Genomic DNA, 12965 nt, shown 5'->3' on the forward strand with positions numbered 1-12965 from the left:
TATTGCTCACACACCTTCAATTGTCAAGTCGAGACTAAAGTGTTTCCGCAAACGCGGTTCATGGCCGAAAACCCCGATCCGATTCAGTGGCTTGTCAGGGACAACGCTGGGAATGGCCGACGCAATGGACAAGATTGCCAATGCACATCGCGCAGGAGCTGCCGCTCAATCCTGGTGCAGTATGAATTCCAGGTAGAGATTGCGCTGCAGGATCGAGTGGTTGTCGTCGGAGATCAGCGACACCATCAGCGCGCCGTCATCGCGGGTCCAGACGTCGAGGCCTTCCATATTGTCGATCTGGTAGCCCATGTCGGCTTGCAACAGCACCGGCCCGTCGGCAACGGCGCCCTTCTCGACGCTTTCACCATGGATGCGCCGCAGCCGCATCCTGAGGCCGCCCGCCATGGTGAAACTGCGCTCCAGCAGCAAAAGATCGCCATCGGGCAGAAAGGCGCCATCGGTAATGTCGAAATCGTCGTTGCGCCTGACGGTGAAGACGCCCTTGCGCGGCCCGTCGATGATCGCGGCGTAGATGTTGCCTGATTTGTCGAGGCTCTTCTCCGAGACCACGACCAAGCCGCCTCGATGCTGGCCGTTGGCATTTGAATGGGTGACTGTCTCGAAGCCGCGGTTCTGCCGCAGTTCCCGCGCCGGCACCAGGAAATCCAGCTGCCTGAACGGCGCTTTCATGTTGTCCGGGTCGATCTTGAACTGGACGACGCGGTGGTTGCGCTCGAAACCGACAGTGGCGATGCCGTCCTTGACCGCGAGGCCCTCGGCGTCGACTTCCCATTTTTCGTCGATCGGCTGGCCGCTCTGGTCCACCATTTGCTGCATGCGAAAATTCTGGATGCCGACGGGTCGCCTGTCGGCGTCTCGGGCCACCGAACCGAAGAACCAGTAACCGGTATCGGCCACACCGATGAAATCGCTGCCGGCTTTCAGAAATCGAAAGGCCGACAGCGCGCCGAAATCGCGTGATGGCGAAGTCATTTCCAGCCCGCCCACGAATTCGAGCTGGCCAAACTGCTCGTCGGTACGGTCGATATGGAATTCGGTGATCGGGCGGGCCGAGACTGCGACAGGCTCAACTGCAGCCGGGCCGGCTGACGCCGAAGCCATGCCGGCAAGCAAGGCGATGGCGGCGAAAAGCGCGTGCCGAAACCCGCCTCGCGAAAAGATCATCCGGCGCGCCGCATGCCGCCGCGGCGCGTATCCTTCGCGCTTTCCTCGGCAAACAGCGAAGCCAGTTGCTCGGTCATGGCGCCGGCCAGTTCCTCGGCGTCGACGATGGTGACGGCCCGTCTGTAATAGCGGGTCACGTCATGGCCGATACCGATGGCCAGCAACTCGACCGGCGAACGCGTCTCGATCAGTTCGATGACGGCGCGCAGATGGCGTTCGAGATAATTGCCCGGATTGACCGACAGCGTCGAATCGTCGACAGGCGCGCCGTCCGAGATCATCATCAGGATCTTGCGCTGTTCGGGCCGGGCGATCAGCCGGTTGTGCGCCCACAGCAGCGCCTCGCCATCGATGTTTTCCTTGAGCAGGCCTTCGCGCATCATCAGGCCGAGATTGCGCCGCGCCCGCCGCCACGGGTGGTCGGCCGACTTGTAGATGATGTGGCGCAGATCGTTCAGCCGGCCCGGGTTCGGCGGCTTGCCGTCCTTCAGCCACTTCTCGCGCGCCTGTCCGCCCTTCCACGCCCGCGTGGTGAAGCCGAGGATCTCGACCGAGACGCCGCAGCGCTCCAGCGTGCGCGCCAGGATGTCGGCGCAGGTGGCGGCGACCGTGATCGGCCGTCCGCGCATCGAGCCGGAATTGTCGAGCACCAGCGTCACCACCGTGTCGCGGAATTTGGTGTCGCGCTCCTGCTTGAACGACAGCGGCTGCATCGGATCGATCACCACGCGCACCAGCCGCGCCGGATCGAGATAGCCCTCTTCCAGGTCGAAATCCCAGGACCGGTTCTGCTGCGCCATCAGCCGCCTCTGCAGCCGGTTGGCGAGCCGCCCGACGACGCCGGACAGATTGGCGAGCTGCTTGTCGAGGAAGGCGCGCAGCCGGTCGAGCTCTTCCTCTTCGCAGAGTTCCTCGGCGCCGACCGTCTCGTCGAAAGCTGACGTGTAGACCTTGTAGTCGATTTCCTTCGGCAGATTGGTGAAGGGATTGTCGTTGCGGCGCGCCTCGCCGGCGGTCTCGGCATCGGCATCGTCGTCATCCGACAGATCGTCGGCCGTCGCGTCGGAGGCTTCGGTCTCCGCCGATTGCTCGTCGTCCGCCGATGCCTCGGCGTCCTCGGACTGCGACTGCTCGGAGCCGGAATCGTCTTCGCCGCCCTCCTCGCTCTGTTCCTCGCCTTGCGGCTGGTTGTCGTCATTGTCCTCGGAGTCTTCGGTCTCCTGGTCGTCGCCGAGTTCCTCGGCCATTTCCATGGAGGCGAGCATCTCGCGCACAACGCGGGCGAAGGCTTGTTGGTCCTCGAGCTTCTCCGACAGGCCGTCGAGGTCGGCCTTGGCCTTCTCCTCGACCCACGGCCGCCAGAGTTCGACCAGCCGCTCGCCGCTCTTCGGCACCGGCCGGCCGGTCAGCTTTTCGCGCACCATCAGCGCGAGCGCCTCCTCGATCGGCGCGTCGGCCTTGTCCTTGACGTCGACGAGGTTGGCCTTGGCGTATTTGTCCTCCAGCATCGAGCCGATATTGTCGGCGACGCCCTGCATGGCGCGGCTGCCGATCGCCTCGACGCGGGCCTGCTCGACCGCATCGTAGATGGCGCGGGCAGCCTTGCCTTCGGGCGCCAGCTTGCTGTGGATGCGGACATCGTGGCAGGCGCGCTTCAGTGCCATGGAATCGCCGAGCCCGCGGGTGATCGCGATGTCGCTCTTCGACGCCTTCTTGGGCAGCTCGGGCAGGCGCGCGCGGCTGCCCGCCAGCGCCGGCCTGTCCTTGGCGAAGCCGACTTCCATCTCCTTGTCGCCGGCGATGGCGCGCATGCAGACGGTGACGGCGCGCTTGAAGCTGTCGGCTTCAGACCCCGTCTTCGACTTGTTGCGCGTATTGTCGCCCGGACCCGCCATCGAGGCTCTGCTTAGCCCAGCACCACGTTGGCCGCGCTCTCCGGCAGATCCTGGCCGAAGGCGCGCTGGTAGAACTCGGCGACCACCGAACGCTCGAGCTCGTCGCACTTGTTGAGGAAGGTCAGCCGGAACGCCATGCCGATATCGCCGAAGATCTCGGCGTTCTCGGCCCAGGTGATGACGGTACGCGGGCTCATCACGGTCGAGAGGTCGCCATTGATGAAGGCCGAGCGCGTCATGTCGGCGACGCGCACCATCTTGTTGACGATGTCCTTGCCCTTGGTGTCGCGATAGTGCTTGGCCTTGGCGAGCACGATGTTCACTTCATTGTCGTGCGGCAGATAGTTCAGCGTGGTGACGATCGACCACCGGTCCATCTGCGCCTGGTTGATCTGCTGGGTGCCGTGATAAAGCCCGGTCGTGTCACCCAGCCCGACCGTGTTGGCGGTCGAGAACAGGCGGAACGCCGGATGCGGGCGGATGACCCGGCTCTGGTCGAGCAGCGTCAACCGGCCCGACGATTCCAGCACGCGCTGGATGACGAACATCACGTCCGGACGGCCGGCATCGTACTCGTCGAAGCACAGCGCGACATTGTGCTGGTAGGCCCAGGGCAGGATGCCGTCGCGGAATTCGGTGATCTGCAAGCCGTCCTTGACCACGATCGCGTCCTTGCCGACGAGGTCGATACGGCTGACATGGCTGTCGAGATTGACGCGCACGCAGGGCCAGTTGAGGCGGGCGGCGACCTGTTCGATATGCGTCGACTTGCCGGTGCCGTGATAGCCCGACACCATGACGCGGCGGTTGTAGGCGAAGCCGGCGAGGATCGCCAAGGTCGTCGCCTTGTCGAACAGATAGTCGGGATCGATGTCGGGCACATGCTCTGATGTCACCGAATAGGCCGGCACCACCATCTTGGACTCGAAGCCGAATTTCTCCTTCACCGACACCGTCGTGTCGGGCAGATTGGCGATGTCGCGATCGACCTTGTTCATATCTCTCAACGTCTCCACGGGCGAAACGTCGCGTTTCGCCGGCAATCCATTTTGTTCGGGGGCGGTCTTAGAGCGTTTTCCAACCTTATGAAAGTTGGAAAACGACACAAACCGTAGGGTCGCTCAGCACAGGCCTGCCTGTTTGAGCACGCGATAGGCCTGAAGCACATCACGGAACCGGTCTTCCGAACCTCTGTCGCCGCCATTCGCATCCGGATGGTGACGCTTCACCAGTTCCTTATAGCGCGCCTTGATGTCCTTGCCAGTCGCCTTTGTATCAAGGCCAAGCGTTTCCAGCGCCTTGGCCTCAAGCGGCTTGGCCTTGCGCTCGCGCGCCTCGCGCGGATCCTTCGGCCCCTTGAACAGGTCGAACGGGTCACGCATGCGGTTGTAGTAGCCGGCGCGGCCGGAGCGCATCTGCGCCATATCGGGCGACGATCGCGTCGAGGCGCCGTTGGCGCCCATCTTCCAGGTCGGCCGGTGGCCGGTCATCGCTTCCTTCTGGAAGCGCGCGACCTCGGTGTCCGGCACGCCGGAGAAGTAGTTGAAGCCCTTGTTGTACTCGCGCACATGGTCGAAGCAGAAGCGGAAATACTCGCCCTCCTTCATGCGCCCGACCGGCGCGCGATGCGTGCCCGCCTCCTTGCAGCCATCCCACTGGCAGATCGGCGCGTGCGACTTCACCTCCGCGTCCTTGTCGGGGCGGACGCGAATCTTCTCGAAATATTTGGGATACGGCTTCATCTCACCCATTTATGGGGCGTTCGCAGATGCGAAACAAGAATTGACATTTTCGCGATCATCGCCCTAACCGCTGAATCGCGGCTTAAAGCGGGCGAATGACTGATTTTGTTGCGCCAGCGGCCTTGTGAAACCGATTTTTGGTTTTCACGGGCGGCGCCAACCATATGTGGTGAAGGGAGAAGACGATGTCCATACAGGCGACCATGGAAGACAAGCTCAACAAGGCATTTGCGCCCGAGCGGCTGGTCATCCTCAACGAAAGCCATCTCCACGCCGGCCATCATCACGTGGAATCCGGCCACCACGCCGAGTTCGACGGCACCGGCGAGACGCATTTCCGTGTCCGCATCGTCTCGCCGAATTTCGCCGGCATGAGCCGCATCGACCGTCACCGCGCCGTCAACGAGCTGCTGGCCGACGAGTTGAAGGCGGGCGTGCACGCGCTGGCGATCGAGCCTGCGGCGCCCGGCGAACAGACGCGCTGGTAAGGCCGTTTCCGTCGCCGCTTGGCGGCCGCGGTCAAATCACGGCTTCGATCAGGAACGGCCCGCGCCGCGACAAAGCATTGTCCAGCAGCGCGTCGAAACGTTCGCAGGTATCCGCACGCGCCGCCTCCACGCCCATCCCTTTGGCCAGCGAGACCCAGTCCAGCGCGGGATGGTCGAGATCGAGCATGCGCCTGGCATTCTCGCCGATCGCGTTCACGCCGACATTACGCATCTCGCCATGCAGGATCGCATAGGTGCGGTTGGAAAAGACGATCGTCACCACGTCGAGATGTTCCCGCGCCTGCGTCCACAGGCCCTGCACCGTGTACATGCCGCTGCCATCGGCCTCGAGATTGATCACCTTGCGGCCGGGACAGGCAATCGCGGCGCCCGTCGCCAGCGGGATGCCGCCGCCGATCGACCCGCCCGTGCCCATCATGTAGTCGTGCGGTGCGGCAAAGGCCGACAGCGCGAAGAAACGCCGCGCCGAGGTGACGGCCTCGTCGCAGACGATCGCGTCGGCCGGCAGCTTTCTCGCGACGGACAGTGCAATTGCGTCTTCCGTCAGCCGGCCGTTCGGCGTTGCCTCGTCAGGAAAGGCGCTGGCAACCACTGTCTGCTGTGACGGCTTGACGCCCAGTTCGTCACGAAGTGCTTCCAGTGCCCCATGAAGGTCCTGCCCGTGGGCGGCCAGCATCAGCACCATGCAATCATCGCGGACAAGCCGCCCGGGCTTTCCCGGATAGGCGAAGAAGGCGACCGGCTCCTTTCCGCCGACCAATACAAGGACATCGAGATCCCCGAGCATCGCCGTCGCCGCGTCGACCGGATAGGGGATGCGCGTCGGCGCGACACGCCCACGCCCGCGCTGCATCCGTGCGATCAGGACCTCACTGAACAGCCTGACATCGCAGGCTGCTGAAATCTGACCCGCGATCTCGAGAGCATCGGCCCGTGCCGCCCGCCCACGAACAATCATGCCAACACGGCCCGGAGCCGCGCGGATCGTCGCGGCGATCGTTCGCACGGCCCCCGTGTCGACGGCCGGCGGTGGCGCGAGTTGCACCTTGGCGGGCGAAACCGCGTCGGCCTCGCCCCAGGCGGCATCGGCCGGGAGGATCAGCGTCGTGACACCAGGCGGTGTCAGCGAGGCGCGAAAAGCCGCCTCCGTGGCCGGCTGGACATCGGCGGGCCCTTCGATGCGTCGAACCCAGTTGGACATCGGCGCCGCGAGGCCCTCGATATCGCTGGTCAGGGGCGCGTCGAGCGGCAGATGGTATGAGGCGTGGTCGCCGACGATGTTGATCATCGGGCTCCTGGCGCGTCGGGCGTTGTGCATGTTGGCAAGACCGTTGGCCAGCCCCGGCCCGGTATGCAGCAGCGTCGCCGCGGGACGGTCGGTCATGCGCGCATAGCCGTCGGCCGCACCCGTCACCACGCCCTCGAACAGGCCAAGCACACAGCGCATCTCGGGCTTGCGGTCGAGCGCGGCAACGAAATGCATTTCGGATGTGCCGGGATTGGCGAAGCACACTGTCACATCATTGGCCAGCAGCACGTCGCACAGGACATCGGCGCCATTCATGCAAAATTTCTCCCATTCACGAAGGGCAGTTGCACCCGCGGACGTCCGCACGGCAATATCCCGCCGCCGCTTTTGGCATGATCCAGCCACGGAGCGCGGTGGCTGTCAGCGCGTCCCATCCCTGCCGAGGTCGCGGTCGATCTCCAGATCGCAAGAGTCTCCGCGGACGCTGCGAGCGTTCAATCAGGATAGGGCAGCCATTCGGGCCGGAGCGATGCCAGGATTTTGATGCCAGATGCATGCGCGCCGACGGAACAAATAATGCCATCCCGCAGTTGATACGTGGGCCCCGCCAGAATGGCTCTGAAGGCAACGATCATGCGAGAGAACCAATCCGACGTCTTCCACCTCTTTTCGGAAATTTATGCAAACGCCGCCCAAGAGGAAATAAGCCTCCAGCAATATCTGCTTGCCTGCCGCGAGGACAAATCGATGTATGCCTCGGCGCCGGAACGAATGGTCGAGGCGATCGGCGAGCCTAACCTAGTCGACACCAGCAAGGACGAGCGGCTCGGCCGCATTTTCTCGAACCGGACCGTCAAGATATATCCCTCCTTCTCCGAGTTTTACGGGATGGAGGATACGATCGAGCGCATCGCCGGATATTTCCGATATGCCTCTCAGGGCCTCGAGGAACGCAAGCAGATCCTCTACCTCTTGGGTCCGGTCGGCGGCGGCAAATCTTCCTTGGCCGAACGGTTGAAAAAATTGATGGAGGAGCGCCCGATCTACACGCTCAAGGTCGGCAACCAGATCAGCCCGGTTTTCGAATCGCCGCTTGGCCTGTTCCATCCCGATCGCATGGGCGATCTCCTGGAGGACAAATACGGGATAGCCCGGCGCCGCCTCAACGGGCTTATCTCGCCATGGGCGGCCAAGCGCCTCGACGAATTGTCCGGCGACATCTCCAAATTCAGCGTCGTCAAACTGATGCCGTCGCGGCTGCGCCAGATCGGCATAGCCAAGACCGAGCCTGGCGATGAGAACAATCAGGATGTCTCGGCCCTGGTTGGCAAGGTCGACATCAGGCAATTGGAAAATTTCAGCCAGTCCGACCCCGACGCCTATTCCTACAGCGGCGGACTGAACCGGACGACGCAGGGTCTGCTCGAATTCGTCGAGATGTTCAAGGCGCCCATAAAGGTGCTGCATCCATTGCTGACGGCGACCCAGGAAGGCAGTTACAACGGCACCGAGAATTTCGGCGCCTTTCCCTATCAGGGCATCATCGTTGCCCATTCCAATGAATCCGAGTGGCAACAGTTCAAGAACAACAAGAACAATGAGGCGTTTCTCGATCGCATCCTCGTGGTCAAGGTGCCGTATTGCCTGCGTATCACCGAAGAGAGGCAGATCTACGAAAAGCTGCTGCGCGAGAGTGAATTGGCCGCCAGCCCCTGCGCGCCCGAGGTGTTGGATATCCTCAGCCGGTTCAGCGTCTCGACCCGCCTTGCCGAGCACGACAATTCGCCGCTGCACACCAAGATGCGCGCCTATGACGGCGAGAACTTGAAGGAGATCGACCCGAGGGCGAAGTCAGTCCAGGAATATCGCGACGCCGCCGGCGTCGACGAAGGCATGACCGGCGTCAGCACGCGCTTTGCCTTCAAGATCCTGTCACAGACGTTCAACTATGACACCGCGGAAGTGGCCGCCGATCCTGTGCATCTGATGTACATACTGGAAGAGGCGATCAAGCGGGAGCAGTTTCCGAAGGAGATGGAAGCCGCCTATCTCGAGTTTATCAAGTCGGAACTGGCCGCCCGTTACGCCGAGTTCATCGGCCACGAAATCCAGAAGGCCTATCTGGAATCCTATAGCGAATATGGCCAGAACCTGTTCGACCGCTACATCGCCTATGCCGATGCCTGGATCGAGGACCAGGACTACAAGGACCCCGACACCGGCCAGATCCTCAACCGCGAGGTGCTGGATAACGAATTGTCGCAGGTCGAAAAGCCGGCAGGCATCGCCAATCCGAAGGATTTTCGCAACGAGGTGGTGAAGTTCACGCTGCGGGCCCGGGCGCGCAACCACGGCCGCAATCCGTCATGGACGAGCTACGAGAAGCTGCGCGAGGTGATCGAAAAACGCATGTTCGGCCAGGTCGAGGACCTCCTTCCGGTGATCAGCTTCGGCTCCAAGCAGGATAGCGTCACCGAAAAGCGGCACACCGAATTCGTCCAGCGGATGGTGGAGCGCGGCTATACGGAACGGCAGGTGCGCCGGCTGGTCGATTGGTACATGCGGGTGAACAAGGCGGGCTGAGAGCAGCCCGAATGGTTGCATGCCGATCTTTATCGACCGCCGCCTGAATCCGAAGGACAAAAGCCTTGGCAACCGCCAGCGCTTCCTCAGGCGTGCCCGCGAGGAACTCAAGCGCAGCATTCGCGACCAGATCCGCAGTGGACGGATCGCCGACGTAGACGCGGAGCATGCCGTGCCGATGCCCGAGAGAGGCACCGGCGAGCCGACTTTCAACGACGCGAGGGACACCGGCCGGCGCCGGCACATCCTGCCGGGCAACCGGCAATTCGCCCAGGGTGATCTGATCCCCAAACCCGGCCAGGGCGGAGGCATGGGCGGTTCGTCACCGGGAAACACCGCATCCGAGGACGACTTTCGTTTCGTCCTGTCGCGCGAGGAGGTGCTCGATCTTTTCTTCGAGGATCTCGAACTGCCCGACATGGTGAAGCTCAATCTCAAGGAGATCCTTGCTTTCAAGCCGCGCCGGGCGGGTTTCGCCGCCACTGGTTCGCCGACCAACATCAATGTCGGCCGCACGATGCGCAACAGCCACGGCCGCCGCATTGCGCTCAGGCGCCCCAAGCAAGCGGCGGTCGACGCGATCATGCAGGACCTCGCCTCGCTGGAGGCCGCACGGCCCGATGCTCAGACGCGCGAGCGCGTCGCGGCCCTCAAAGAGGAGATCGAGCGGCTGGAGCGCCGGCGCCGGCGGATTGCCTTCGTCGACCCGGTCGACATCCGGTTCAACCGCTTCGACCCGACCCCGGTGCCGAACGCGAAAGCGGTCATGTTCTGCTTGATGGACGTGTCGGGCTCGATGGGGGAGCGGGAGAAGGACCTGGCCAAGCGCTTCTTCGTGCTACTGCACCTGTTCCTGAAGCGACGTTATGAGCGCACCGAAATCGTCTTCATCCGCCATACGCACGAAGCGCAGGAGGTGGATGAGGAAACCTTCTTCTACTGCACGCAAAGCGGCGGCACCGTCGTTTCTACCGCACTCGAGGAAATGCATCGCGTGATCAAGCAGCGTTATCCCGCTAGCGAGTGGAACATCTACGCCGCGCAGGCTTCGGACGGCGACAATTTCGCCACCGATTCCGAGCGCTGCATCGCCCTGCTGAACGGCAAGCTCATGCGCCTGTGCCAGTATTTCGCCTATGTCGAGATCATCGACGAACGCGAGAGCCACATCTTCGGCGCGACCGAAAACGGGACATCGCTCTGGCGGGCCTACAGCGCCATCGAATCGAACTGGCCGAACTTCCAGATGAGCCGCATAGCCACGGCCGCCGATATCTATCCCGTCTTTCGTCGGCTCTTCGCCAAACAGCCCGCGCTCCGCAAGAGCGCCTGAGGGGAAACCATGGCCAGGACAGCCAGCAAACCGGGTTTGCTCTTTTCCGGATCCGACTGGGATTTCCAGAAATTGTCGCAGGCTTATGAGGCGATCGCGGCAATCGCCGTCGAGGAGCTCAAGCTGGACACCTATCCGGTGCAGATGGAGATCATATCTTCGCAGCAGATGCTCGACGCTTACTCATCGGTCGGCATGCCGCTGATGTATCGTCACTGGTCATTCGGCAAGCATTTCCTGTATCAGGACTTTCTCTACCGCAAGGGCGGACGGGGGTTGGCCTATGAACTGGTCATCAATTCCAATCCCTGCATCGTCTACCTGATGGAGGAAAACACCATGGCCTTGCAGGCCCTGGTGACGGCGCATGCAGCGCTCGGACACAATCATTTCTTCAAGAACAATCATCTTTTCCAGCAGTGGACCGACGCCGGGGGGATTCTAAGCTACCTGGAGTTCGCCAAGGGTTACATTGCCCGATGCGAGGAGCGGCACGGATTGTCAGCCGTGGAAAGCATTCTCGACAGCGCTCACGCGCTGATGGAGCAAGGCGTGTTCCGATATCACAGGCCGCCAAAGCTGTCGTCCGAGCGGCAGCGTGAAGGGTTGCGCGAGCGCCTGGAATATGAAGAGCGCTCCTACAACGACTTGTGGCGCACGCTGCCTCCTTCACAGGACACCAGCAAGACCGAGAAGAAGGACGAAGGCCTGGCGGAGCGGAAGAAATCGCTCAACCTGCCTGAGGAAAACCTGCTCTATTTCCTCGAGAAGAACAGCCTTGTCCTGGAGCCCTGGCAACGCGAGATCATCCGCATCGTGCGTGTCGTTGCACAGTATTTCTATCCGCAGCGGCAAACGCAGGTGATGAATGAAGGCTGCGCCACCTTCGTGCACTACACTCTCATGAACGCATTGTTCGACCGCGGCCAGATCAGCGAGGGCGCCATGCTCGAGGTCCTGCGCAACCATTCCAATGTGATCTTCCAGCCGGCCTTCGACGACCCCCGGTTCTCCGGTATCAATCCGTACGCGCTCGGCCTCGACATGATGCAGGACATCCAGCGCATTTCGACCGAGCCGACGGCGGAGGACCGCGACTGGTTTCCCGACATTGCGGGTCGCGGTGACTGGCGCGACGTGCTCCTGGACGCATGGGCCAATCACCGCGACGAATCCTTCGTCCGCCAGCACCTCAGCCCGGCCCTGATACGGAAGTGGCGGATGTTTGTCCTGGCCGACCAGGCCGACGACGCGCATTACGAGGTCGCCTCGATCCACAATGAGCGCGGCTACCAAAAAATACGTGCCGCGCTGGCCCACAGCTACGATGTCGGGGCGAGCCGGCCGGATATCCAGGTTGTGGATGTCGACCTGCTCGGTGACCGGCATTTGCGGCTGCAGCACAAGGTGAAGGAGGGCGTACTGCTCGACGGTGGCAGCCGCGACGCGACCCTGCGCCATATCCGAAGCCTCTGGGGTTATGAGGTCAGCCTGGCCGCGGTCGACGCCGAAACCGGTGCGACGCTCAACGAACGCTCCAGCAGTGACTGTTGAGTTTCGGCCTCGGCTTTCATCGGACGCTGTCGGGCGGAACGAGTAGAACACGCTCCGCGGACGCGCCGGTGCGCTCAGCCGACCGTCGATTTCAGGAACGCCAGCGCCGCGATGGTCAGCGCGTCGCCATCCTCACCGAAATCGCGGTTGATCGACATGTGCGTATAAGCACTGCCGTCGAACAGCGTCACCCCAGTGCCGCTGGCGCGCAGGAGCTCGGCAAAGGCCGTGGACTGTTCGCCGCGACCCTCGGCGCGAGAATAGGCAATGAAGGTTGGCGGATGCTTGCGGCCGTCCACATAGCTCGCCGGCGAAAGTGCCGCCCATTGCGAAGGATCGGAAAAGGCCCGCGCATAGGCCCGAACCATGCCCCCATTCCTGGAAAGTGCGGCGAGATCATAGGCCCGGGTATCATCGAGAAGCAGGCCGGCGACGCCGGGCAGTCCGCCGCGCATGCCGGTCAGGGCAATCAGGTGGCAGCCGGCCGAATGGCCCATGCCGACGATACGGCTGGGATCGCCGCCATGTTGGGCGATATTGGCCCTGATATAGGCATAGGCCTTCTCGACATCGCCCGCCTGGGTGGCGACATCAGCCTGTGGCAGCATGCGGTAGTCGATGGAGGCGAAGCAGAAGCCGTTGGCAAGCAGGAAGGCCGGTTTGGCGTTGACCTGGCTACGTCTGCCGAACCGCCACGCGCCGCCATGGACGAAGAAGACAACCGGCAGGTTTCTCGCGCCACCGGGCGCATAGATGTCGAGCTTGGCCGGTCCATAGTCGAAGGTTTCGGGCGATGGCTTGTCTCGCGCCGCCAATGCCCCAGCAGGCAACAAGGTGGACATCGAAGCCAGGAGCAAGGTTCGCCGATCGATAATCATCATCGGCAAAGAATGCATCCCGGCGGGCGGGAATTCC

At 62.6% G+C, this 12965-nt stretch carries 10 protein-coding genes; 4 read left to right on the top strand and 6 right to left on the bottom strand.

Translation table 11 applies throughout. The annotated features are described in order from the left end of the window. Positions 1-165: 165 nt before the first annotated feature. From LB543_RS15290 to LB543_RS15305, 4 genes are all read right to left on the bottom strand, one after another. A complete protein-coding gene (locus LB543_RS15290) occupies positions 166-1185 on the bottom strand; it encodes an esterase-like activity of phytase family protein (RefSeq protein ID WP_140754361.1) in 1020 nt (339 codons plus the stop codon). Continuing rightward, positions 1182-3080 (bottom strand): cobaltochelatase subunit CobT, encoded by a 1899-nt coding sequence (cobT, locus tag LB543_RS15295; RefSeq protein WP_224614634.1) that lies wholly within the window; start codon positions 3078-3080, stop codon positions 1182-1184. The genes LB543_RS15290 and cobT overlap by 4 nt, the downstream gene beginning before the upstream one ends. Positions 3081-3091: 11 nt before the next feature. Further along, the gene (cobS, locus tag LB543_RS15300; RefSeq protein ID WP_140754365.1) at positions 3092-4078 is read right to left on the bottom strand and encodes a cobaltochelatase subunit CobS; all 987 of its coding nucleotides are present in this window, start codon (positions 4076-4078) and stop codon (positions 3092-3094) included. A 123-nt stretch (positions 4079-4201) separates the two neighbouring features. Beyond that, positions 4202-4831 (bottom strand): J domain-containing protein, encoded by a 630-nt coding sequence (locus LB543_RS15305; protein ID WP_140754367.1) that lies wholly within the window; start codon positions 4829-4831, stop codon positions 4202-4204. Positions 4832-5007: 176 nt separating this feature from the next. On the opposite strand from LB543_RS15305, the gene LB543_RS15310 reads away from it, so the two are divergent. Further along, entirely contained in the window at positions 5008-5310 is a 303-nt protein-coding gene (locus tag LB543_RS15310; RefSeq protein ID WP_140809510.1) for a BolA family protein, read from the top strand. A gap of 31 nt (positions 5311-5341) precedes the next feature. Here the strand turns inward: LB543_RS15310 and LB543_RS15315 are convergent, their stop codons facing one another. After that, the gene (locus tag LB543_RS15315; protein WP_224614635.1) at positions 5342-6895 is read right to left on the bottom strand and encodes an acetolactate synthase large subunit; all 1554 of its coding nucleotides are present in this window, start codon (positions 6893-6895) and stop codon (positions 5342-5344) included. Positions 6896-7213: 318 nt separating this feature from the next. On the opposite strand from LB543_RS15315, the gene LB543_RS15320 reads away from it, so the two are divergent. Genes LB543_RS15320 through LB543_RS15330 form a run of 3 tightly spaced genes read left to right on the top strand, consistent with a single transcriptional unit; the run spans position 7214 to position 12050 of the window. After that, a complete protein-coding gene (locus LB543_RS15320; RefSeq protein ID WP_140754373.1) occupies positions 7214-9163 on the top strand; it encodes a PrkA family serine protein kinase in 1950 nt (649 codons plus the stop codon). 19 nt (positions 9164-9182) lie between these two features. Next, the gene (locus LB543_RS15325; RefSeq protein WP_140809513.1) at positions 9183-10496 is read left to right on the top strand and encodes a YeaH/YhbH family protein; all 1314 of its coding nucleotides are present in this window, start codon (positions 9183-9185) and stop codon (positions 10494-10496) included. A gap of 9 nt (positions 10497-10505) precedes the next feature. Further along, on the top strand, positions 10506-12050 hold the full coding sequence (locus LB543_RS15330) for a SpoVR family protein (RefSeq protein WP_224594964.1): 1545 nt from the start codon (positions 10506-10508) through the stop codon (positions 12048-12050). 74 nt (positions 12051-12124) lie between these two features. On the opposite strand, the gene LB543_RS15335 is transcribed toward LB543_RS15330, so the two are convergent. After that, positions 12125-12928, bottom strand: coding sequence for an alpha/beta hydrolase (locus LB543_RS15335; protein ID WP_224614656.1), 804 nt, complete (start codon positions 12926-12928; stop codon positions 12125-12127). Between the last annotated feature and the right edge of the window lie 37 nt (positions 12929-12965).

It is taken from the genome of Mesorhizobium sp. ESP7-2 (assembly GCF_020164715.1).
Classification (GTDB): Bacteria; Pseudomonadota; Alphaproteobacteria; order Rhizobiales; family Rhizobiaceae; genus Mesorhizobium.

Excerpts from the sequence above, each read along its gene's own strand:
- LB543_RS15290 (WP_140754361.1), bottom strand. The coding sequence starts at position 1,185 with ATGATCTTTTCGCGAGGCGGGTTTCGGCACGCGCTTTTCGCCGCCATC.
- cobT (WP_224614634.1), bottom strand. The coding sequence starts at position 3,080 with ATGGCGGGTCCGGGCGACAATACGCGCAACAAGTCGAAGACGGGGTCT.
- cobS (WP_140754365.1), bottom strand. The coding sequence starts at position 4,078 with ATGAACAAGGTCGATCGCGACATCGCCAATCTGCCCGACACGACGGTG.
- LB543_RS15305 (WP_140754367.1), bottom strand. The coding sequence starts at position 4,831 with ATGGGTGAGATGAAGCCGTATCCCAAATATTTCGAGAAGATTCGCGTC.
- LB543_RS15310 (WP_140809510.1), top strand. The coding sequence starts at position 5,008 with ATGTCCATACAGGCGACCATGGAAGACAAGCTCAACAAGGCATTTGCG.
- LB543_RS15315 (WP_224614635.1), bottom strand. The coding sequence starts at position 6,895 with ATGAATGGCGCCGATGTCCTGTGCGACGTGCTGCTGGCCAATGATGTG.
- LB543_RS15320 (WP_140754373.1), top strand. The coding sequence starts at position 7,214 with ATGCGAGAGAACCAATCCGACGTCTTCCACCTCTTTTCGGAAATTTAT.
- LB543_RS15325 (WP_140809513.1), top strand. The coding sequence starts at position 9,183 with ATGCCGATCTTTATCGACCGCCGCCTGAATCCGAAGGACAAAAGCCTT.
- LB543_RS15330 (WP_224594964.1), top strand. The coding sequence starts at position 10,506 with ATGGCCAGGACAGCCAGCAAACCGGGTTTGCTCTTTTCCGGATCCGAC.
- LB543_RS15335 (WP_224614656.1), bottom strand. The coding sequence starts at position 12,928 with ATGATTATCGATCGGCGAACCTTGCTCCTGGCTTCGATGTCCACCTTG.